20 protein-coding genes are annotated in these 21,246 nt (G+C 72.0%); 2 read left to right on the top strand and 18 right to left on the bottom strand.

Translation table 11 applies throughout. The features are described from left to right. Positions 1 to 45: 45 nt before the first annotated feature. From ACFQ6N_RS13415 to pgsA, 16 genes are all read right to left on the bottom strand, one after another. Positions 46 to 2,478, bottom strand: coding sequence for a RelA/SpoT family protein (locus ACFQ6N_RS13415; RefSeq protein WP_380648983.1), 2,433 nt, complete (start codon positions 2,476 to 2,478; stop codon positions 46 to 48). A gap of 177 nt (positions 2,479 to 2,655) precedes the next feature. Continuing rightward, a complete protein-coding gene (locus ACFQ6N_RS13410; protein ID WP_380648982.1) occupies positions 2,656 to 3,207 on the bottom strand; it encodes an adenine phosphoribosyltransferase in 552 nt (183 codons plus the stop codon). A gap of 28 nt (positions 3,208 to 3,235) precedes the next feature. Then, entirely contained in the window at positions 3,236 to 4,330 is a 1,095-nt protein-coding gene (secF, locus tag ACFQ6N_RS13405) for a protein translocase subunit SecF (protein ID WP_380648981.1), read from the bottom strand. Between the two features lie 4 nt (positions 4,331 to 4,334). Continuing rightward, positions 4,335 to 6,140, bottom strand: a complete 1,806-nt coding sequence (gene secD / locus ACFQ6N_RS13400; RefSeq protein WP_380648980.1) for a protein translocase subunit SecD — start codon at positions 6,138 to 6,140, stop codon at positions 4,335 to 4,337. 147 nt (positions 6,141 to 6,287) lie between these two features. Then, positions 6,288 to 6,704 (bottom strand): preprotein translocase subunit YajC, encoded by a 417-nt coding sequence (gene yajC, locus ACFQ6N_RS13395; protein ID WP_380648979.1) that lies wholly within the window; start codon positions 6,702 to 6,704, stop codon positions 6,288 to 6,290. A gap of 259 nt (positions 6,705 to 6,963) precedes the next feature. Then, positions 6,964 to 8,034: a Holliday junction branch migration DNA helicase RuvB gene (gene ruvB / locus ACFQ6N_RS13390; RefSeq protein ID WP_380648977.1), complete on the bottom strand. Its 1,071-nt coding sequence runs from the start codon at positions 8,032 to 8,034 to the stop codon at positions 6,964 to 6,966. Positions 8,035 to 8,089: 55 nt separating this feature from the next. Then, positions 8,090 to 8,701 carry a Holliday junction branch migration protein RuvA gene (gene ruvA / locus ACFQ6N_RS13385; RefSeq protein ID WP_380648976.1) on the bottom strand — a complete coding sequence of 204 codons (612 nt, stop codon included), beginning with the start codon at positions 8,699 to 8,701 and terminating at the stop codon, positions 8,090 to 8,092. Next, the gene (gene ruvC / locus ACFQ6N_RS13380) at positions 8,698 to 9,252 is read right to left on the bottom strand and encodes a crossover junction endodeoxyribonuclease RuvC (RefSeq protein WP_380648975.1); all 555 of its coding nucleotides are present in this window, start codon (positions 9,250 to 9,252) and stop codon (positions 8,698 to 8,700) included. The genes ruvA and ruvC overlap by 4 nt, the downstream gene beginning before the upstream one ends. 184 nt (positions 9,253 to 9,436) lie before the next feature. Beyond that, a complete protein-coding gene (locus tag ACFQ6N_RS13375; protein WP_380648974.1) occupies positions 9,437 to 10,195 on the bottom strand; it encodes a YebC/PmpR family DNA-binding transcriptional regulator in 759 nt (252 codons plus the stop codon). A 156-nt stretch (positions 10,196 to 10,351) separates the two neighbouring features. Further along, positions 10,352 to 10,975 (bottom strand): pyridoxal 5'-phosphate synthase glutaminase subunit PdxT, encoded by a 624-nt coding sequence (pdxT, locus tag ACFQ6N_RS13370; RefSeq protein ID WP_380648973.1) that lies wholly within the window; start codon positions 10,973 to 10,975, stop codon positions 10,352 to 10,354. Between the two features lie 101 nt (positions 10,976 to 11,076). After that, a complete protein-coding gene (pdxS, locus tag ACFQ6N_RS13365) occupies positions 11,077 to 11,988 on the bottom strand; it encodes a pyridoxal 5'-phosphate synthase lyase subunit PdxS (RefSeq protein ID WP_030300161.1) in 912 nt (303 codons plus the stop codon). Between the two features lie 129 nt (positions 11,989 to 12,117). Next, complete coding sequence (locus ACFQ6N_RS13360; protein WP_380649046.1) at positions 12,118 to 12,618, bottom strand: hypothetical protein; 501 nt, start codon at positions 12,616 to 12,618, stop codon at positions 12,118 to 12,120. Positions 12,619 to 12,692: 74 nt separating this feature from the next. Then, the gene (locus ACFQ6N_RS13355; protein WP_380648971.1) at positions 12,693 to 13,058 is read right to left on the bottom strand and encodes a 5-carboxymethyl-2-hydroxymuconate Delta-isomerase; all 366 of its coding nucleotides are present in this window, start codon (positions 13,056 to 13,058) and stop codon (positions 12,693 to 12,695) included. Between the two features lie 60 nt (positions 13,059 to 13,118). Further along, the gene (locus ACFQ6N_RS13350) at positions 13,119 to 14,303 is read right to left on the bottom strand and encodes a glycosyltransferase family 4 protein (protein ID WP_380648969.1); all 1,185 of its coding nucleotides are present in this window, start codon (positions 14,301 to 14,303) and stop codon (positions 13,119 to 13,121) included. 40 nt (positions 14,304 to 14,343) lie between these two features. Beyond that, positions 14,344 to 15,306, bottom strand: a complete 963-nt coding sequence (locus ACFQ6N_RS13345) for a phosphatidylinositol mannoside acyltransferase (protein ID WP_380648968.1) — start codon at positions 15,304 to 15,306, stop codon at positions 14,344 to 14,346. Between the two features lie 16 nt (positions 15,307 to 15,322). Then, positions 15,323 to 15,970: a phosphatidylinositol phosphate synthase gene (pgsA, locus tag ACFQ6N_RS13340; RefSeq protein WP_380648967.1), complete on the bottom strand. Its 648-nt coding sequence runs from the start codon at positions 15,968 to 15,970 to the stop codon at positions 15,323 to 15,325. Between the two features lie 254 nt (positions 15,971 to 16,224). Between pgsA and ACFQ6N_RS13335 the strand changes: the two genes are divergently transcribed. Continuing rightward, positions 16,225 to 18,273 carry an elongation factor G-like protein EF-G2 gene (locus tag ACFQ6N_RS13335; protein ID WP_380648966.1) on the top strand — a complete coding sequence of 683 codons (2,049 nt, stop codon included), beginning with the start codon at positions 16,225 to 16,227 and terminating at the stop codon, positions 18,271 to 18,273. Between the two features lie 62 nt (positions 18,274 to 18,335). Here ACFQ6N_RS13335 and ACFQ6N_RS13330 read toward each other — a convergent pair whose 3' ends face one another. Continuing rightward, entirely contained in the window at positions 18,336 to 18,761 is a 426-nt protein-coding gene (locus ACFQ6N_RS13330; protein WP_380648964.1) for a thiol-disulfide oxidoreductase DCC family protein, read from the bottom strand. A 206-nt stretch (positions 18,762 to 18,967) separates the two neighbouring features. On the opposite strand from ACFQ6N_RS13330, the gene ACFQ6N_RS13325 reads away from it, so the two are divergent. Continuing rightward, positions 18,968 to 20,614 (top strand): hypothetical protein, encoded by a 1,647-nt coding sequence (locus ACFQ6N_RS13325; RefSeq protein ID WP_380648963.1) that lies wholly within the window; start codon positions 18,968 to 18,970, stop codon positions 20,612 to 20,614. Between the two features lie 61 nt (positions 20,615 to 20,675). Here the strand turns inward: ACFQ6N_RS13325 and ACFQ6N_RS13320 are convergent, their stop codons facing one another. Then, on the bottom strand, positions 20,676 to 21,236 hold the full coding sequence (locus tag ACFQ6N_RS13320) for an HIT family protein (RefSeq protein WP_380406880.1): 561 nt from the start codon (positions 21,234 to 21,236) through the stop codon (positions 20,676 to 20,678). Positions 21,237 to 21,246 lie beyond the last annotated feature (10 nt).

The following is a 21,246-nucleotide window of genomic DNA, read 5'->3' as shown; positions in this document are numbered from 1 at the left end:
GGCCCCCGGGGAGCTTCCTCGGGGGCCTTCGTCATGCGCTCGCCGTCACTTGCGGGCGGAGGTGACCCGGTAGACGTCGTAGACGCCCTCGACGCCGCGGACCGCCTTGAGCACGTGGCCGAGGTGCTTCGGGTCGCCCATCTCGAAGGTGAACCGGCTCATCGCCACCCGGTCGCGCGAGGTCTGCACCGCCGCGGACAGGATGTTGACGTGCTGGTCGGAGAGCACCCGGGTGACGTCCGAGAGCAGCCGGGAGCGGTCCAGCGCCTCGACCTGGATGGCCACCAGGAAGACCGAGGACTGGGTGGCCGCCCACTCGACGTCGATCATGCGTTCCGGCTGCTGGGTCAGCGCCTCGACGTTGACGCAGTCGGCACGGTGCACCGAGACGCCGTTGCCGCGGGTCACGAAGCCGACGATCGGGTCGCCCGGCACCGGGGTGCAGCAGCGGGAGAGCTTGACCCAGACGTCCTCGACGCCCTTGACGATCACGCCGGGGTCGCCCTTGGCCCGGCGGCGCACCGCGCGGCGGTTGTCGTGCGTCGGGGTGGCGGTCTCCGCCAGGTCCTCGGTCGCGCCCTCCTCGCCGCCGAGCGCCTGGACCAGCTTCTGCACGATGTTCTGCGCGGCGACGTGGCCCTCGCCGATCGCGGCGTACAGCGAGGAGATGTCGGGGTAGCGCATCTCGTGGGCCAGGGTGACCAGCGAGTCACCGGTCAGGATCCGCTGGATCGGCAGGCCCTGCTTGCGCATCGCCCGGACGATCGCCTCCTTGCCGTGCTCGATCGCCTCCTCGCGGCGCTCCTTGGAGAACCACGCGCGGATCTTGTTGCGGGCGCGCGGCGACTTGACGAAGCCCAGCCAGTCCCGGGACGGCCCGGCGTTCTCCGCCTTGGAGGTGAACACCTCGACGGTGTCGCCGTTCTCCAGGGTCGACTCCAGCGGCACCAGCCGCCCGTTCACCCGGGCGCCTATCGTCCGGTAGCCGACCTCGGTGTGGACCGCGAAGGCGAAGTCGACCGGGGTCGCACCGGCCGGGAGCGCTATCACATCACCCTTGGGGGTGAAGACGAAGACCTCGTTGCTGGCCAGGTCGAAGCGGAGCGACTCCAGGAACTCGCCCGGGTCGGCGGTCTCCTTCTGCCAGTCCAGCAGCTGCCGCAGCCAGGCCATCTCGTTGACGGCGCCGGCCTTGTCGTCCTTGCGGACCTGGGTCGGAGTGTCGGTGCGGACCTTGGAGGCCCCGGCGACCGCGCGCTGCTTGTACTTCCAGTGCGCGGCGATGCCGTACTCGGCCCGCCGGTGCATGTCGAAGGTGCGGATCTGGAGCTCGACGGGCTTGCCGCCGGGGCCGATCACCGTCGTGTGCAGCGACTGGTACATGTTGAACTTGGGCATCGCGATGTAGTCCTTGAACCGCCCCGGCACCGGGTTCCACCGCGCGTGGATGGTGCCCAGCGCCGCGTAGCAGTCGCGGACGGTGTCGACCAGGACCCGGATGCCCACCAGGTCGTAGATCTCGGCGAAGTCCCGGCCCCGGACGATCATCTTCTGGTAGACCGAGTAGTAGTGCTTCGGCCGGCCGGTGACGGAGGCGGTGATCCGGGCGCCGCGCAGGTCCGCCTGGACCTGGTCGATGACGGTCGCCAGGTACTCGTCCCGCTTGGGGGCGCGCTCGGCGACCAGCCGGACGATCTCGTCGTACATCTTGGGGTAGAGGATCGCGAAGGCGAGGTCCTCCAGCTCCCACTTGATGGTGTTCATGCCCAGCCGGTGCGCCAGCGGGGCGTAGATCTCCAGCGTCTCGCGGGCCTTCTTCTCCTGCTTCTCCCGCTTGAGGTAGCGCATGGTGCGCATGTTGTGCAGGCGGTCGGCCAGCTTGATCACCAGGACGCGCGGGTCCTTGGCCATCGCGACGACCATCTTGCGGACGGTCTCCGCCTGCGCCGCCTCGCCGAACTTGACCCGGTCGAGCTTGGTGACACCGTCCACCAGCAGGGCCACCGAGTCGCCGAAGTCCTTGCGCAGGGTCTCCAGGCCGTAGTCGGTGTCCTCGACGGTGTCGTGCAGCAGCCCGGCCATCAGCGTCGGGGCGTCCATGCCGAGCTCGGCGAGGATCGTCGCGACCGCCAGCGGATGGGTGATGTACGGGTCGCCGCTCTTGCGCTTCTGCCCGCGGTGCCACTTCTCGGCGACCGCGTACGCCTTCTCGATGTCGCGCAGCAGCGCCGGGTCGGCCTTGGGGTCGTTGGCCCTGATCGACCGGAACAGCGGCTCCAGCACCGGGTTGAGCACGCTGGAGCGCTGGCCGCCGAGGCGGGCCAGACGGGCCCGCATGCCGCCGGTGGAACCGCGGCCGGAGGGGGCGAGCGAACGCGAGGAGGTCGGCGCCGGGCGTGCCGGGGTGGCCCCCGAGGGCGTGGGACGGTCTTCGGGGGCGGCCGCTGCGGCGGCCGTGGGCACAACCTCGTCGGGCAAGGACAACTCCTCGGGGCACCGGGCCGACCCCTGCCCGCGGCCCGAACGGACGGACACAACCGGGAGGGGATGAATCTTCATGGTACCGAGCCGGGCGTCCCGGCGTTCATCCGGCCGGGCCATGAAACGGAAGGGCGGCAGCCGGATGTTCCGACTGCCGCCCTCCACCGGGGTCCCTCAGACCGTGACCAGCGTCTCCAGCGGAGCACCGGCCAGGTGCCCGGCCAGCCGCGCGCGGCCGTCCAGGAAGCCCAGCTCCATCAGCACCACGACGCCCGCCAGCTCGGCGCCGGCCTCCTTCACCAGGTCCAGCGAGGCACCGATGGTCCCACCGGTGGCCAGCACGTCGTCCACCACCAGCACCCGCTCACCGGGTGCGAAGGCGTCGCACTGCACCTCCAGCGTCGCCGAGCCGTACTCCAGCTCGTACGAGCGCCGGAACACCTCGCCGGGCAGCTTGCCCTGCTTGCGGATCGGCACGAAGCCGAGCCCGGCCGCGAAGGCCGCCGGGGCCGCCAGCACGAAGCCGCGCGCCTCCAGGCCCACCACCTTGGTCGCCCCGAGCTCCTTCGCCCGGTCCGCCAGCGCCCGGGTGAGGGCGCCGAAGGCCTCGGCGTCGGCGAGCAGCGGCGCGATGTCCTTGAACAGCACGCCCGGCTTCGGGTAGTCCGGGACGTCCCGGATCCGGCTGTCCAGCAGCTCGGCCAGGGACTTGTCGGCGGTGGTCACGGTGGTGTCCTCGGGGTCGTGGTACGGGTCAGCGCTTGGTGGACGGACGGCCCTTGGGACGGCTGGTCCCGGCCGCACGGCCACGCTGTCCGACCATACCCGCAGGCTGGCCCTCGTCCGCGAGCTCGTCCCCGGTCACCTCGTCCTCGGCCTTGGCCGCCGCCGAGGCCCGGTGCTGCAGGACGCGCTTGCGCAGCGCCTTCATCTCCGGCTGCTCCTCCTTGAGCTGCGCCAGCAGCGGGGTGGCGACGCAGATCGAGGAGTAGGCACCGGCCGCGAGGCCGATGAACAGCGCGAGCGAGATGTCGTTCAGCGTGCCGGCGCCCAGGAAGCCGCCGCCGATGAACAGCAGCGCGGCGACCGGCAGCAGCGCGACCACGGTGGTGTTGAGCGAGCGCACCAGGGTCTGGTTGAGGCCGGCGTTCGCCGCCTCGCTGTAGGTGAGCTTGTTCTGCTTGGTGATCCCCTTGGCGTTCTCCTTCACGGTGTCGAAGACGACGACCGTGTCGTAGAGCGAGTACCCGAGGATCGTCAGGAAGCCGATGACCGTACCGGGGGTGACCTCGAAGCCCACCAGGGCGTAGACGCCGATGGTGATCAGGAGGTCGTGGATGAGGGCGACCAGGGCGGCCACCGCCATCCGCCACTCGAAGGCGATCGCCAGGTAGACCGTCACCAGGACCATAAAGATGATCAGACCGGTGAGTGCCTTCTGGGAGATCTGCTTGCCCCAGCTGGGGCCGATCACCTGGGCCTCGACGGTGTCCAGCGGAACGCCGATCTTCTCGGCGAGCTGCGCGCGCACCTCGTCCGAGCTCTTCGGCTCCTCGGTGCTGACCTGGATCCGGATCTTGCCGTTGTCGGTCGACTGCACCAGCGGGTGCGAGGAGACGACCTGGTTGGCCTGGTCCTGCGCCTGCGAGACCGTCAGACCGGGCTTGGACACGGTGTAGACCGAGCCGCCCTTGAACTCGATGCCCAGGTGCAGGCCCATGGCCAGGCCGATCGCCGCGACCAGCACGATCACACCGGAGATGGAGTACCAGAGCTTGCGGCGCCCGACGAAGTCGAAGCTGACTTCACCCTGGTAGAGCCGGTGGCCAAGATTGGAGAAGCGTGACACGGTGTCAGGCCTCCTTCACGGCGGCAGAGGAGGAGGAGCTACGACGACGGCTGCTGCGCAGCGGCGGGCGGGCGCCCAGCCGCTTCGGGTCCAGACCGGACCACGGGTGGCCGTTCAGGAAGAACTTGCGGCGGGCCAGGACCGTGATCAGCGGCTTGGTGAAGAGGAAGATCACCACGACGTCGAGCGCGGTGGTCAGACCGAGGGTGAACGCGAAGCCCTGGACCTTGCCGACCGAGACCACGTAGAGCACCGCGGCACAGAGGAAGGACACGAAGTCCGAGACCAGGATGGTGCGTCGGGCGCGCGGCCAGGCCCGCTGGACCGCCGGGCGCAGCGGGGCGCCCTCGCGGACCTCGTCGCGGATGCGCTCGAAGTACACGATGAAGGAGTCGGCGGTGATACCGATCGCGACGATCGCGCCGCAGACCGCGGGCAGGTTCAGCGCGAAGCCGATCCCCGCACCGAGCAGGCTCATGATCGAGTAGGTCAGGATCGCCGAGACGATCAGACCGGCGATCGAGACCAGGCCGAGGCCGCGGTAGTAGATCAGGGAGTAGGCGACCACCAGCACCATGCCGATCAGACCGGCGACCAGGCCGGCCTTGAGCTGGTCGCTGCCGAGCGCCGGGGAGACGGTGGTGATGTCGCTCTTGGTGAACTCCAGCGGCAGGGCGCCGTAGCCCAGCACGTTGGAGAGGTCCTGCGCCTCGGCCTGGGTGAACCGGCCGGTGATGACCGCGTTGCCGGCGATCGGGCCGTTGACCTGCGGGTGCGAGACGACCTGGTTGTCCAGCACGATCGCGAACTGGTTGTTCGGCGGGGTCTGGGTGGCCAGCTTGCCGGTGACGGCGGAGAAGGCGTCGGTGCCGGCGCCGTTGAACTGGAGCTGGACCTGCCAGCCGGCACCCGTCTGGGTGTCGAGGCTGGGCTGGGCCTTGGAGACGTCCGAGCCCTTCACGGCCACCGGGCCGAGGGCCAGCTTCTCGTAGTAGCCGTTCTCGGCCTTCTGCGAGCAGGCGACGACGGGCTTGTCCTCGGGGCCGGTCTGGGCGGCGCGGACCTCGGGCTTGGAGCAGTCGACGGCGGCGAACGCGGCGGCCAGCTCCGGCGGAACGGTGCCCTGGGTCATCGCGGCGCTCAGGTCCGCGGCGCTCGGCGGGGTCGCCGGGGCGCTCGGGGCGGCGCTGCCGGTCGCGGCGGCGGACGGGGCCGTGCTCGCGCCGGTCGCGGCGGCGGTCGGGCTGGCGCCCTCGGCGGCCAGCGCCTCACCGACGGCGCGGCCCTGCTTGGTGGCGCTCGCGGGGGCGGACGGCGTTCCGGCGGCGGCCGGGGTGGTGGCACCGGCGGACGGGGTCGCGCCCGGGGAGGCGGCGCCGGACGGGGTGCCGCTGGGCACCGGGGCGGCGGTGACGCCGCTGGGGGCCACGGCCAGGACCGGGCGGAAGAACAGCTTCGCGGTGGTACCGACCTGGTCCGCCGCGTTCTGCCGGTCGCCGCCCTTGGGGATGTTCACGATGATCGTGTTGTCGCCCTGGGTCTGGACCTCCGCCTCGGAGACACCCATGCCGTTGACACGGCGCTCGATGATCCCGGTGGCGATGTCCATGCTGGCCTTGTTGACCGCCTTGGGATCGGACGACTTCGCGGTCAGCGTGATGCTGGTGCCACCGGCGAGGTCGATCCCGAGCCTGGGCTTGGTGTTGCCCGTCCCGAACATGAGGGCGACCAGTCCGACGGTGACGACCAGGATGAGGGCCAGCGCCCGCCCTGGGTAGCCGTCGCGCGGGCGCGACTTGGGTGTTGCCACCTTGCTCGTTTCTCCCTGTCCATGCCACCTCCCCGACCGGACCCCCGTCCGGCTCGTGGCTGAACGGGGGTGCGGAGGTTCTGCGGCCCTGAGGTCCTGTGGGCTCGCGGCACTGCGCCGCGCGGACGGGCGGGTTGCCCGGCCGTACTACTTGCTCGCGGGAGCCCCGCCCTCGACATCGCCCTTCTCGGCGCTGTCCTTGCTGTCCTTGGTCAGCGTCAGCGGCTTGTCCTCGACCGGCGCGGCGTCCGCGTCCTCGGCCTCGGGCTCGGACAGCTCGTCGTCGGCGGGACGACCGTTGATGATCGCGTCATACTCCTGGGGGTCCAGGACGGCCGCGATGGCGCTCTTGGTGAAGTGGGTGACCACTCCGGGCGCGATCTCCAGCTCGACGGTCTCGTCGTTGACCGCCTTCACCTGGGCGTACAGGCCGCCGATGGTGCGCACTCCCGCCCCGGGCTCCAGTGCAGTCTGCATGCTCTGCTGCTGCTGCTGGCGCTTCTTCTGCGACCGGAACATGAGCACGATCGCGATGATCGGGAGGAGAAGGATGATGAGGTTCACTGCAGCCAGGGTCCTTTACGGGCCGCCGGCCGGCGGCCTGTGTGGTATGGGTCGGCCCGTCAGGTGAGAGGGGCGGTCCGGCGGAGTCTAGGCGACCCCGAAGTGATCGGACAACGCCAAGCATCGCATCCTGCCGCCGAAAGTGGCGACCCTCCGCCTGCACAGTTTCCCCGGGCTTCGCTCCCGGCTCCTCCTTGCGGCGCGGGGCCGCACCCGGTCGGAACGTGAGGGCTCGGCTCACCCGTTCAGCCGAGGGCGGTCAACTTTCGTCGGCCGGGAAGAGTCCCGGCCGGGGCACCGCGGTGCCGCGCGTGGTCTGGACCGGCGGGGTCAGGCCGAGGTGCTGCCAGGCGGCGGCGGTGGCGATCCGGCCGCGCGGGGTCCGAGCGAGCAGGCCCTCGCGGACCAGGAAGGGCTCCGCCACCTCCTCGACCGTCTCGGCCTCCTCCCCCACGGCGACCGCGAGTGTCGACAAACCGACCGGGCCGCCGCCGAACAGCCGCAGCAGCGCGCCCAGCACCGCGCGGTCCAGCCGGTCCAGCCCACGGGCGTCCACCTCGTAGACGTCCAGCGCCTGGGACGCGATCGCGGGGGTGACCACGCCGTCATGCCTGACCTGCGCGTAGTCGCGGACCCGGCGCAGCAGCCGGTTGGCAATGCGCGGGGTGCCGCGCGAGCGGCCGGCGATCTCGGCGGCGCCGGCCGGGTCTATCTCCACGTCCAGCAGCGCGGCCGAGCGGTGCACCACCCGCTCCAGCTCGGCCGGGGCGTAGAACTCCATGTGCCCGGTGAAGCCGAAGCGGTCGCGCAGCGGGGGCGGCAGCAGGCCGGCCCGGGTGGTGGCGCCGACCAGGGTGAAGGGCGGCAGCTCCAGCGGGATGGCGGTGGCGCCCGGGCCCTTGCCGACGATCACGTCGACCCGGAAGTCCTCCATCGCCATGTAGAGCATCTCCTCGGCCGGCCGGGACATCCGGTGGATCTCGTCGAGGAAGAGCACCTCCCCCTCGGTGAGTGAGGAGAGGATCGCCGCGAGGTCCCCCGCGTGCTGGATGGCCGGGCCGGAGGTGATCCGGATCGGGGCGCCCAGCTCGGCCGCGATGATCATGGACAGGGTGGTCTTGCCGAGCCCGGGCGGGCCGCTCAGCAGCACGTGGTCGGGCGCGCTGCCGCGCTGCCGGGCGGCCTGGAGCACCAGGGACAGCTGCTCGCGCACCCGCTCCTGGCCGATGAACTCGTCCAGCAGCTTGGGGCGCAGCGCCGCCTCCACCGCCTGGTCCTCGCCGTCGGCGGCGGCCGTGACCAGCCGGTCGGCGGATTCCGGGTCGTACATCGTCGCGGGCTCCCGAGTCTCCGAAGTCGACAAAAGGACAGATCGTCAGATGGGCTCAGCGGGCGCGGTTGAGGCCGCGCAGCGCGAGCCGGAGCAGGGCGCCGACGTCCGGCGTCTGCTGGGCCTCCGCGTCCGGGGCGACGGCGGCGACCGCGTCGTCCGCCTCGCGCGGGGCGTAGCCGAGGCCGGTCAGCGCGGAGTGCAGCTGCTCGCTCCACGGCGCCGGGCCGGCGGCGATCGGCTTCTGCGCGGGCACCGCGCCGTGCGGGGCGCCGAGCTTGTCCTTGTACTCCAGCAGCAGCTTGGCCGCCTTCGCCTTGCCGATGCCCGGGACGGCGACCAGCGCCTTCTCGTCGCCGCCGGCGATCGCGGCCCGCAGCGCGTCGGGGCTGTGCACCCCGAGGATCGCCTGCGCCAGCTTGGGGCCGACGCCCGGCGCGGCCTGGAGGATCTCGAAGACGGCGCGCTCGTCGTCGTCCGCGAAGCCGAAGAGGGTCAGCGAGTCCTCCCGGACCACCAGCGAGGTCGCCAGCCGGGCCGGCTCACCGAGCCGCAGACCGGCCAGGGTGTTCGGGGTGCACTGCAGCGCCATGCCGACCCCGCCGACCTCGACCACCGCGATCCCGGAGGAGATGGCCGCCACGGGCCCTTGCACGAAGGCGATCACCGGAGGGTTCCTTTCACGGGGGTGGAACGGGGCTTGGCCCGGGCGGCCCGGACGGCGGCCTCCAGGCGGTTGGCGGCCCCGCCGCGCCAGATGTGGCAGATGGCGAGCGCCAGCGCGTCGGCGGCGTCTGCGGGCTTGGGCGGGGCGTCCAACCGCAGCAGGCGCTGCACCATGGCCGTGACCTGGGCCTTGTCGGCCCGGCCGGAGCCGGTGACGGCCGCCTTGACCTCGCTGGGGGTGTGCAGGGTGACGGGGATGCCGCGTCGCGTCGCGCAGAGCATCGCGACCGCGCTGGCCTGGGCCGTGCCCATCACGGTGCTCACGTTGTGCTGGGCGAAGACGCGCTCGACGGCGACCAGCTCCGGCCGGTGCTCGTCCAGCCAGGCCTCGATGCCCTGCTCGACCAGCAGCAGCCGCTGCCCGATCTCCGCCTCGGCGGGGGTGCGCACCACCCCGACCCCGAGCATCCGCAGCGGCTGGCCCGGCGCGCCGTCGACCACGCCGACCCCGCACCTGGTCAGCCCCGGGTCGACGCCCAGTACCCGTACCACTTGCCCCGCCTCTCCATGACTCGCCACTCACCGGCGAGGGACCTGCGAAGGCTACCGTCCGGGTCCGACAACTCGACCGACAACTCGACCGACGACACCGGCCCGGCGGTCCTGGGACCACCGGGCCGGGCAGTGAGAACGGTCACTCGCCGTCGATCACTCGCCGTCGATCACCGCGCGGCGATCACTCGGCGTCGAGCTGCGCACCGACCTCGTCGGAGATGTCGAAGTTGGCGAAGACGTTCTGCACGTCGTCGCTGTCCTCCAGCGCGTCGATCAGCTTGAGGATCTTGCGGGCGCCGTCGACGTCCAGCTCGACCTGCATGCTCGGGAGGAAGTTGGCCTCGGCCGAGTCGTAGTCGACGCCGGCGTCCACCAGGGCGGTGCGGACCGCGACCATCTTGGAGGCCTCGGAGACGATCTCGAACGAGTCGCCGAGGTCGTTGATCTCCTCCGGCTCCTGGTCGAGGACGACCTCGAAGAGCTTGTCCTCGTCCACGCCGTCGGCCTTGGAGACGATGACGACACCCTTGCGGGTGAACAGGTAGGACACCGAGCCCGGGTCGGCCATCGAGCCGCCGTTGCGGGTCATCGCGACGCGGACGTCGGAGGCCGCGCGGTTGCGGTTGTCGGTGAGGCACTCGATCAGGACCGCGACGCCGTTCGGGCCGTAGCCCTCGTACATGATGGTCTGGTAGTCGGCGCCGCCGGCCTCCAGGCCACCGCCGCGCTTGACGGCGCGGTTGATGTTGTCGATCGGGACCGAGCTCTTCTTCGCCTTCTGGATGGCGTCGTAGAGGGTCGGGTTTCCCTGCGGGTCGGGACCGCCCGTGCGCGCCGCCACCTCGATGTTCTTGATCATCTTGGCGAAGAGCTTGCCGCGCTTGGCGTCGATCACGGCCTTCTTGTGCTTGGTGGTAGCCCACTTAGAGTGGCCGGACATCGCCAGCTCCTTTTCGTCGCCAAAGGGAAATGAAACAGATGAGATCTTACCGGTGTCGTCACGGGTGAGGCGCACACGGTCAGCGCAAGGTCAGCACCCGGCCGGCGCGGGACCGGCGCGGGACCGGCGCGCGGCGGGCACCGGACGCCGGGGCGGTCAGCGCGCGGCCGCCGCGAGGTGCTCCTCGACCATCCGCACGAAGTACGCGTGCACCCGGTGGTCGCCGGTCAGCTCCGGGTGGAAGGAGGTGGCCAGCAGGTTGCCCTGGCGCACGGCCACGATCCGGCTGTCCGGTCCGTCCGCGGCGGGCAGCTCGGCCAGCACCTGGACGCCCGCGCCGACCGACTCGACCCAGGGGGCGCGGATGAAGACGCCGTGCACGGGCGCGTCGCCCAGGCCCTCGAAGGCGATCCCGGACTCGAAGGACTCGTTCTGCCGGCCGAAGGCGTTGCGGCGGACCGTCATGTCTATGCCGCCGACGGTCTCCTGGTCCTCGCGGCCGTCCAGGATCTTGTCCGCCAGCATGATCATGCCCGCGCAGGTGCCGTAGACCGGCATCCCGGCGGCGACCCGCTCGCGCAGCGGGTCCATCACGCCGAACAGCAGCGCCAGCTTGGACATCGTGGTGGACTCCCCGCCGGGGATCACCAGCGCGTCGACCTCGGTCAGCTCCTCGGCACGGCGCACCGGACGGGCGAGCGCGTCGGCCTCGGCCAGCGCCACCAGGTGCTCGCGGACGTCGCCCTGCAGGGCGAGGACGCCGATGACTGGAGTGCTCACGGTCTTCAACCTCAATCGATCGTTGCTACGGAAGTACGTGGCGCGGCCCGCCGCGGCGCCGGGGCGCTGCGGCGGGCCGGGGCCCTCGGGACTGCGGGCGACTACCAGCCGCGGTTGGCGTAGCGCTCGGTCTCCGGGAGGGTGTCGCAGTTGATGCCGACCATGGCCTCGCCGAGGTTGCGGGAGGCGTCCGCGATGATCTTCGGGTCGTCGAAGAAGGTGGTGGCCTTCACGATGGCGGCGGCGCGCTTGGCCGGGTCGCCCGACTTGAAGATGCCGGAGCCGACGAAGACGCCCTCGGCGCCCAGCTGGCGCATCAGCGCGGCGTCGGCCGGGGTGGCCACGCCACCGGCGGAGAACAGCACGACCGGCAGCTTGCCGAGCTCGGCGACCTCCTTGACGAGCTCGTACGGGGCGCGCAGCTCCTTGGCGGCGGCGTACAGCTCGTTGTTGTCGAAGCCGCGCAGCTTGGCGATCTCGTTCTTGATCTGGCGCAGGTGGCGGACGGCCTCGACAACGTTGCCGGTGCCGGCCTCACCCTTCGAGCGGATCATGGCCGCGCCCTCGGCGATGCGGCGCAGGGCCTCGCCCAGGTTGGTGGCGCCGCAGACGAAGGGGGTGGTGAAGGCGAACTTGTCCGAGTGGTTGACCTCGTCGGCCGGGGTCAGGACCTCGGACTCGTCGATGTAGTCGACACCGAGCGACTGCAGGACCTGGGCCTCGACGAAGTGGCCGATGCGGGACTTGGCCATCACCGGGATGGAGACCGCTGCGATGATCTCCTCGATCATGTTCGGGTCGGACATCCGGGCCACGCCGCCGTCCTTGCGGATGTCGGCCGGAACCCGCTCCAGGGCCATGACGGCCACAGCGCCGGCGTCCTCGGCGATCTTGGCCTGCTCGGCGTTGACCACGTCCATGATCACACCGCCCTTGAGCTGCTCGGCCATGCCCCGCTTGACCCGGGCGGTGCCGATCTGCGGCTGGTCTGCGGTGGTGGGGGTGGTGGACACGTGAGACCTCACTCGAAGATGAACCAGTGCTATCGCCCTATGGTAGGCGGAACGGGTGAGCCATCCATGTGCCACCGAGTCCAGCCCGGACGAAGGGATACGACAAACGGGCCGTATCCGTGGGACACCCTAAGCAGGCGCCCCTTCGGGCGTGAGGGCGGGCGGTGGAGCGTCGTCCATCTCGAACGCCATCGGGAACGGCGCCTTCCCCGCCAGCCGGAAGTAGCGCACCAGACGGTGCTCCCGCACCGCCCGCGCCGCCCGCACCGCGTCGTTGTGGAACCGGCGGGCCATCGGCACCCGGCGCGCGGCGGCCGTCAGATCACGAACCGCCTCCTCGCCGCCCGGCTCCGACACCAGCGCGGCCACCTGCTCCGGCTCCTCGAACACCGCCCGCAGCGCCAGGCTCAGCTGGCTCTCCGCGACCTCGCGCTGCTCGTCGTCGGCCTGCCGGGCCGCGTGCGCCGCGTCCAGCAGCAGCAGCGACGCCGCCGGATCCAGCAGCGAGGACGTCGCCAGCTCCATCGCCACCGAGGCCCGGCGGACCAGCTGCGCGTCCAGCGCCGCCCGCGCGGCGTCGATCCGGGCGTGCAGCCGGTCCAACCGGCCGGCCGTCCAACTCAGGTACATGCCGAAGAGCACCACGGCCACGCCGGCCCAGATCCAGGTAGTCACGGGGCGCAACGCTACCGGGTGTCACCGGATCAGCCCGCAGCGGTCGCGCTGCGGTAGCTCTCCCGGTCGATGTCCGAGATGTTCACCGCGGTGAACAGCCGACTGCCGGGCGCCGGCGCGATGTGCTCGGCCAGCAGCGCCAGCACGCCATCGGCCAGCGCCGCCTTCGCCTCCGGCGTACGGCCCGGGAAGATCTGGAACTCGACGTACACCTGCGCGTCGGGCCCCTCGCTCTCGCCCACGACGAACTCCTCGTTCGACCGGAAGACCGTCTTGCACGCCTCCGGCTTGGCGTCGATCGTCTCCACCGCCAGGCGGTTGATCGCCAGGCCCAGCGCCCGGCGGTCGAAGGAACCGGCCAGGCTCGACGAGTGGTCGACGGAGATCTGCGGCATCGTTGCCCCCATGGTTCACAGCGGTACGGTCGACCGACCCTAACGCCCCGCCCCCGCGGATCAGTCCCGGGCCAGCCCGAACCGGCCGCGCCGACCGCTGCGCACGTCCTCCTCGACCACCGCCGCGGCACCCCCCGTCACCGTCTCGTACACCGCCAGGATGTCCGCGCCCACGGTCGACCAGTCGAAGCGCCGCACGTGCCGCGAGGCCGCGTTGCTCAGCTCCTCCAGCCGCGCCGGGTCACCCAGCAGCCGCAGCGCCGCCCGGGCCAGCGCGTCCGCGTCCTCCACCGGGAACAGCTCGCCCGCGTCCCCGCCGTCCAGCACCTGCTTGAACGCGTCCAGGTCGCTCGCCAGCACCGGCGCGCCCGCCGACATCGCCTCGACCAGGATGATCCCGAAGCTCTCGCCGCCGGTGTTCGGCGCCACGTACAAGTCCACGCTGCGCAGCAGCCGGGCCTTCTCCCGGTCGCTCACCATGCCGAGGAACTCCACCTGCCGGCGCACCTCGGGCGCCAGGCCCGCGACGGCCTCCGCCTCGTCGCCCTTGCCCGCCACCAGCAGCCGCACCCCCGGCCGCTCCGCCAGGATCCTCGGCAGCGCCGCCAGCAGCGTCGGCAGGCCCTTGCGCGGCTCGTTGATCCGGCCGATGAAGCCGATCGTGCCCGGCTCGCCCTTCGCCGCTCCGCCGGTCCAGCGCTCGTCCGACTCGGCGTCCGCGAAGAAGCCCACGTCGACGCCGTTCGGGATCACCACCGCGTCGCCGCCCAGGTGCTCCACCAGGGTCCGGCGGGCGTACTCGGACACCGCGATCCGGGCCCGCATCTTCTCCAGGCCCGGCTGCAGGATCGGCGAGGCCGCGATCATCGCCCGCGAACGCGGGTTGGAGGTGTGGAAGGTCCCCACCATCGGCCCGGTCGCCGACCAGGCGGCCAGCATCGACAGGCTCGGCGAGGCCGGCTCATGCACGTGCAGGATGTCGAACCGCCCGTCGTGCAGCCACCGCCGCACCCGCGCCGCCGACAGGATGCCGAAGCTCAGCCGCGCCACCGACCCGTTGTACGGCACCGCCACCGCCCGCCCCGCCGAGACCACGTACGGCGGCAGCGCCTCGTCGTCCTCGGCCGGCGCGAGCACCGACACCTCGTGCCCCAGACCGATCAGGTGCTCGGCCAGATCCCGGATGTGGAACTGCACCCCACCGGGGACGTCCCAGTCGTACGGGCAGACGATGCCGATCTTCACGGGTTCCTCAAGCTCCTTCGGACAGTGGTACGGGCCGGGATCACGCCCCGGAGGCCCCGGCCGCGGGCTCCGGGTCCGCCTCCGCGCGCACCGCGGACGGCTCCCTCACCGTCTCACGGACCGGCAGGTCGGCCAGCCAGAACTTCTGCAGCATGTGCCAGTCCTCCGGGTGCTCGCGGACGCCCCGCTCCCACACGTCCGCCATGGCCTGGGTCATCGCCCGGGTCCGCTCCTTGCGGTCGCCCTCCTCGGGCACCGCCACCTCGGGGTGGATCCGCCCGCGCAGCACCGGGCCGTCGTACCAGAGCGTCACCGGCAGCAGCGCCGCCCCGGTCCGCTGGCACAGCGCCGCCGGACCGGCCGGCATCCGCGTCGGCTCGCCGAAGAACGACACCTCGATGCCCGCCTCCGACAGGTCCCGGTCCCCCACCAGGCACACCAGCCCGCCCGCGCGCAGCCGCCGCGCCAGCGTGCCGATCACGTTCACCGAACCGCCGGTCAGCGCCAGGACCTCCATGCCCTGGCCCTCCCGGAACGCCACGAACCGGTCGAACAGCCGCTCCGGCTTCAACCGCTCCGCGACCGTGGTGAACGGGTAGCCCAACTGCGCCACCCAGGTGCCCGCCAGGTCCCAGTTGCCCATGTGCGGCAGGGCTATCACCGCGCCCCGACCGGCCTCCAGCTGCGCCCGCAGGAGCTCGAAGCCCTCGACCTGGACGTCCCGGGCCACCCGCTCCCGGCTCCACACCGGCAGCCGGAACGACTCCATCCAGTAGCGCAGGTACGAGCGCATCCCGGCCCGCGACAGCGCCCGCAGCCCGGCCTCGTCCAGGCCCGGACGGACCCGGCGCAGGTTCGCCTCCAACTGCAGGACCCGCTTGCCGCGCTTGCGCCACGCGTAGTCCGCGAGCCGGTCGAACAGCCACCGCGCCACCGGCTCCGGCAGGTGCTTCAGCAGCCCCCACCCCAGCGCGTACGCCCAGTACACCAGTCGGTCCGTCACCGCAGGACGCCCCCCATCAGCTCCCGGCCGCCGCTCGGTCGGCCTCGAACGCCTCGCGGCGCACGGTCAGCATCCGCTGGACCACCGTCACCAGACTGCCCACCGCCACCAGCCACAGCGCCACCGGCAGCAGCCACTCCACGTACGGGACACCGAACGTGTGCAGACCCGAGACCCCGGCCGCCACCAGGCCGGCCACCAGCCGCTCGGCCCGCTCCACCAGCCCCGACACGTCGCACGGCAGGCCCTGGCTCTGCGCCCGCGCCTTGGTGTACGACACCACCAGACCGCTCGCCAGACAGGTGATCGCCACCGCGCACAGCAGGTTGTCATCACCCTTGCCCGCGTACCACATCGCGATCCCGCCGAAGATCGCCGCGTCCGCGACCCGGTCCAGCGTGGAGTCCAGGAACGCCCCCCACCTGGTGCTCCGGCCCAGCTGGCGGGCCATGTTCCCGTCCACCAGGTCCGAGAAGATGAACAGCGTGATCGTGATGGTGCCCCAGAAGAACTCCCCGCGCGGGAAGAACACCAGCGCACCGGCCACCGAGCCGGCGGTACCGATCAGCGTCACGGCGTCCGGGCTCACGCCCAGCCGGATCAGGAACGCGGCGAACGGGGTCAGAACACGTGTGAAGAAGGCACGCGCGTATTTGTTGAGCATGGCCTTCCCAGCCGCCCCGATCTCCCGGATACCCGCCTGGCGCAGCACACGCGGCAGGCGACCGGTCGGATCAGCCCGACCGGCCCACCCATCGTAGCCACGCCGACGACACGCTCCGTCTCACGCACCGCCGGACCCACCCCCCACCACGGCACGCACACGTACGGTCACCGACCGGCCGTACGACACGCGCCCCGGGCAGACCCGCCCCTAAACTGCGAAGGACAGCCTCGGCGCCACGGGAGGAGACCCCGATGCCCGACCGCAGCACGGCACGAGCCGGCCAGGCGCCCGCCGTCACCGGCCCCCGGGACCTGCGCAACGTCGTCCTCATCGGCTCCAGCGGTGTGGGCAAGACCACGCTCGCCGAATCCCTCGCCCACGCCGCCGGCGCCACCGGCCGCGTCGGCCGCGTCACCGACGGCACCACCGTCTCCGACCACGAGGAGATCGAGCACCAGCAGCAGCGCTCCGTCCAGCTCTCGCTGCTGCCGCTCGAATGGAAGGGCGTCAAGATCAACCTGATCGACCCGCCCGGCCACCCCGACTTCACCGCCGACCTGCGCGCCGCCCTGCACGCGGCCGACGCCGCCGTCTTCGTCGTCTCCGCCACCGACCCGGTCACCGCCTCGACCCGCGCCCTGTGGCGCGAGTGCGCCGCCGAGGGCATCCCCCGCGCCATCGCCGTGGCCAAGCTCGACCTCGCACACACCGGCTTCGACGACATCCTCACCGCCTGCCACGACGCCTTCGACCTGGGCCCGGACACCCTGCGCCCGCTCTTCCTGCCCGTCCTCCACGACGGCCGGCCCGACGGCAGCGTCGACCTGATCACCGGCGACACCTACGGCGACGCCGCCCCGCTCCCCGACACCGGCCCCGCCCACGACAGCCTCGTCGAGGCCATCTCCGGCCAGGACGACACCCTCATGGAGCGCTACCTCGCCGGCGACACCCTCGACGCCGACGCCCTCGAAGCCGGCCTGCGCCGCGAAGTCCTCGCCTGCGTCCTCCACCCCGCCGTCCCCACCAGCGAGAACGGCCTCGGCGCCACCGAACTCCTCGACCTCGTCGCGCACACCTTCCCCGACCCCACCGAACGCACCCGCCCCGGCCCCGCCTGCGACCCCGACGCCCCGCTCGCCGCCCAGGTCGTCCGCGTCACCGGCGACGCCTACGTCGGCCGGATCAGCCTGCTGCGCGTGTACGCCGGGACCCTGCGCCCCGACACCAGGATCCACCTGCTCGGCGCCGCCCACACCGCCGCCCAGAACGGCGACGAACGCGTCACCGGGCTGACCAGCCCCTTCGGCAAGCTCCAGCGCCCCGTCCCGCACGCCGTCGCCGGCGACCTCGTCTGCGCCGCCAAGCTCACCACCGCCCGCGCCGGCGACACCGTCCACGACCCCGGCCACCCGGTCGAGCTCGACGGCTGGACCCTGCCCGAACCGCTGCTCCCGATCGCCGTCGAGGCCCACAGCAAGGCCGACGACGACAAGCTCTCGCAGGCCCTCACCCGCCTCACCGCCGAGGACCCGGCCCTGCGCCTGGAACAGAACCCCGACACCCACCAACTCGTCCTCTGGTGCACCGGCGAGGCCCATGCCGAGGTCGTCCTCGACCGCCTGCGCACCCGCCACGGCGTCCACGTCGACACCGTCGAACCCAAGGTCGCCCTGCGCGAGACCTTCGGCACCGCCGCGGCCGGCCACGGCCGCCTCGTCAAGCAGTCCGGCGGCCACGGCCAGTACGCCATCTGCGACCTGGAGGTCGAACCCCTCCCGGCCGGCTCCGGCTTCGAGTTCCAGGAGCACGTCGTCGGCGGCGCCGTCCCCAAGCACTTCATCCCCTCCGTCGAGAAGGGCGTCCGCGCCCAGCTCGCCAAGGGCGTCGCCACCGGGTACCCGCTCGTCGACGTCCGGGTCACCCTCACCGACGGCAAGGCCCACTCCGTCGACTCCTCCGACGCGTCCTTCCAGAACGCCGCCGCCCTCGCCCTGCGCGACGCCGCCGAACACGCCGTCATCCGGCTGCTCGAACCCGTCGCCGCCGTAAGCGTCCTGCTGCCCGACGACTACCTCGGCGCCGTCCTCGGGGACCTCTCCGCCCGCCGCGGCCGCGTCCTCGGCACCGAGACCGGCGGCTCCGGCCTCACCCTGCTGCGCGCCGAGGTCCCCGAACTCGAACTCGTCCGCTACCCGGTCGACCTGCGCTCCCTCACCCACGGCACCGCCGAGTTCTCCCGCGCCTACCTGCGCCACGAACCCGTGCCGCCCGCCCTGGCCCAACGCCTCACCGACTGAACGGCCCCGCCTGAACGGCCCCGCCGACGGGCGGACTTCGGGGCCCGGGGCGTGTCTGACCCCTACGGCCGGACGGCCCCGCGGTCGGGCAGGGCACACGCCGCCGTCCCCCCGGGCATCCGGTGCCGGTTGCGCGCCACCCACCGGTACACCAGCCCGGCCACCGGCCGCACCGGAGCGAGCGTCAACACCGCGCCCAGGTACGCCCACAATCCGCCGGAGCGCATCAGCAGCCGCGCGACCGCCTGCGCGCCCCCGTACACCCCCCCGGTCGGCGTCACCCACAGCACCTCGCGCTCCGCCCGCTCGGCCGACACCCCGCCCCGGCCGCCGCCCCGCGCGTCCAGCGCCTCGAGGTCCGCGAACTGGAACGCCACCGCCTCCCAGCCCCCCGAGGCCAGCGTCTGCCGCAGATACCGCTCCGCCCACCGCACGCAGGACGAACAGAACGCGCAGTCCCCATCGAAGACCAGCACCGGATCCTTCACAACAGTTCCCCTTCTCCTCGCCTTCACCACCATCCTCCTCCACCCCGACCCGGCCCGCCCCGGCGGGTATCGACCCGCCCGAAGCTGGGCATCATGCCCCTCGGGCCCGGTACGGCCCGATCGTGACGGCACTTCAGACGATCATCCGCGCGGGGGCGCCGCGGCACGGTAACCTGCCGCTGACAAGGGGAGGAGGGGACGCCACCGTGACCACACTCGACATGACCCCGGGTGCGCAGATACCCCGGACGGACGCCGGCCCGCAGACCGCCGTCACCCAGGCGCTCTCCTCGGCCGCCTACCGCGACGGCGAGATCGCCGGCTTCGTCACGGCCGTCGACGCCGCCAAGGAGAAGAAGGGCCGCTTCGCCCTCTTCCGCCCCAACCTCGGCGAGGCCTTCAGCAAGGCCCTGGTCTCCCGTGCCCTCGGCGGCGACCGCAAACCCATCGTCCCCGCCTTCGGTGTCGACACCCGCCAGGTCGTCGAACACTGCCTGGCCGCCGAGGAACTGCGCCACACCCGCGACCGGAAGCTCACCGCGGTCACCCTCGTCACCGGCGCCCTGGCCCTGCCCGGCACCGTGCTCTGGCTCGCCGCCTTCCAGGTGCGCGCCTGGCTCAAGCGCGACAACCCGAAGAACGCCGGCGTGTACGGGGGCATCGTCCTCGCCCTGGCCGCCGCCCTCGCCGTCTTCTTCGTGCTGCGCCCGCCGGTGGCCGGCCCCCTCGGCGTCTACATCCGCGTCACGATGCTGGCCCCGGTCATCGGCTGGTACCTCGCCCGGCGGATCGTCGAGCGCTCCGCCAAGGACCTGCGCTCCCGCTGGCAGGCCCTGGTCGAGGGCAGCGCCGTCGCCGCGACCGTGGCCACCGCCGTCCCCCGCGACGACCTCGACAAGAAGGCCAACGAGCTGCGGGACAAGCTCGGCCGCCTGGACGCCGAGCAGGACACCAACGTCCACCACTACGCCGGACCGAAGGGCATCCTCGGCGCCGGTCGCCGCTGGGGCGAGTGGCGCCTCGCCGACACCCTCCACCCCGCCGAGGGCCACGTCGACTTCCGCGCCTTCCACCCCTGGGACCTGGTCCGCCGGATCTCCTCGCACCTCAAGGGCCTCGGCATCAGCCACGTCGCCAACAGCGGCATGCCCAACGTCACCATCAAGCAGTGGGTGGTCTTCGACATCGGCGAGGGCGCCGACGAGATCAGCCGCCCCGGCAACGCCGACATGGACGGCGACCGGATGCGCGACTTCGCCGTGCAGACCATCGCCGACAAGCAGACCTTCTCCGGCGGCCCCCGGCACTACCTCGCCACCCAGTTCATCACCCACGACGGCAAGCTGGTCCTCACCTTCACCATCACGGTGACCCTGCTCGCCAACGTCCTGAACATCTCGGTGGCCGGCTACGCGCTCGGCCCGGTCAAGGGCGTCTTCTTCGACAAGCCCAAGGACAAGGAGAAGACGGTCTCCAAGACCGTGAAGTTCTGGGAGGACCGCACCATCAAACTCCCGCTGATCGACAACGACGAGGTCGTCCGCCAGGCCGTCCGGGCCCCCTTCCGCCGGATGCCCGGCCTGCTCGGCTGGCTCGGCGGCGGGCTGGGCCTGCCCGAGCCGTTCGGCCTGCGGCACGTCTGGGCCGGCCGCGCCTGGGACAACCGCTCCATGGTCGACAACGCCATGAACGCCTCCGTCCCGGTGCTCAACGCGGTCCACACCGCCACCCTGGAGTTCCTCCAGGAGCACGACCTGGACGCCGACCGGTTCTTCAAGAACCGCACCTCGATCATCAAGTCCGAGGCGCAGTCCCCGCGCCCGTACGACGTCGACACGTTCAACGCCGGCTGAGCCGGAGTACGCGAGGAGGGCCCCACCGACTGTCGGTGGGGCCCTCCTCGCGTCCTGCGGCTCAGCCCTGCGGCCAGGCTTCGGCCAGCATCTTCCGGGTGTCCGCCAGCAGCTGCGGCAGCACCTTGGTGTGGCCGACCACCGGCATGAAGTTGGTGTCCCCGCCCCAGCGCGGCACCACGTGCTGGTGCAGGTGCGCCGCGATCCCGGCACCGGCCGCCGCGCCCTGGTTCATCCCGATGTTGAACCCGTGCGCCCCGGAGGCCGCCCGCAGCGCGGTCATCGCCTTCTTGGTGAAGTCCGCCAGCTCGGCCGTCTCCGCCCCGTCCAGGTCGGTGTAGTCGGCCACGTGCCGGTACGGGACCACCATCAGGTGACCGCCGTTGTAGGGGTACAGGTTCAGCACCGCGAACACGGCGCTCCCCCGGGCGATGACCAGCCCCTCCTCGTCACTCAGCGACGGGATCGAGCAGAACGGGCAACCGTCGTCCGGAGCCGGACCGGTGGGCTTGTTCTCACCCTGGATGTACGCCATCCGATGGGGGGTCCACAGGCGGCGGAAGCCGTCCGGCTCCCCGACGCCCCGCTGCAGTTCCGGCTCAGTCGTCATGCTGATCAGCATATTCGCCCGA

This window comes from Kitasatospora sp. NPDC056446 (assembly GCF_042796115.1).
GTDB lineage: Bacteria > Actinomycetota > Actinomycetes > Streptomycetales > Streptomycetaceae > Kitasatospora.
Note: the sequence above shows the minus strand (reverse complement) of the source record. Positions and strands in the feature narration are given on the sequence as shown.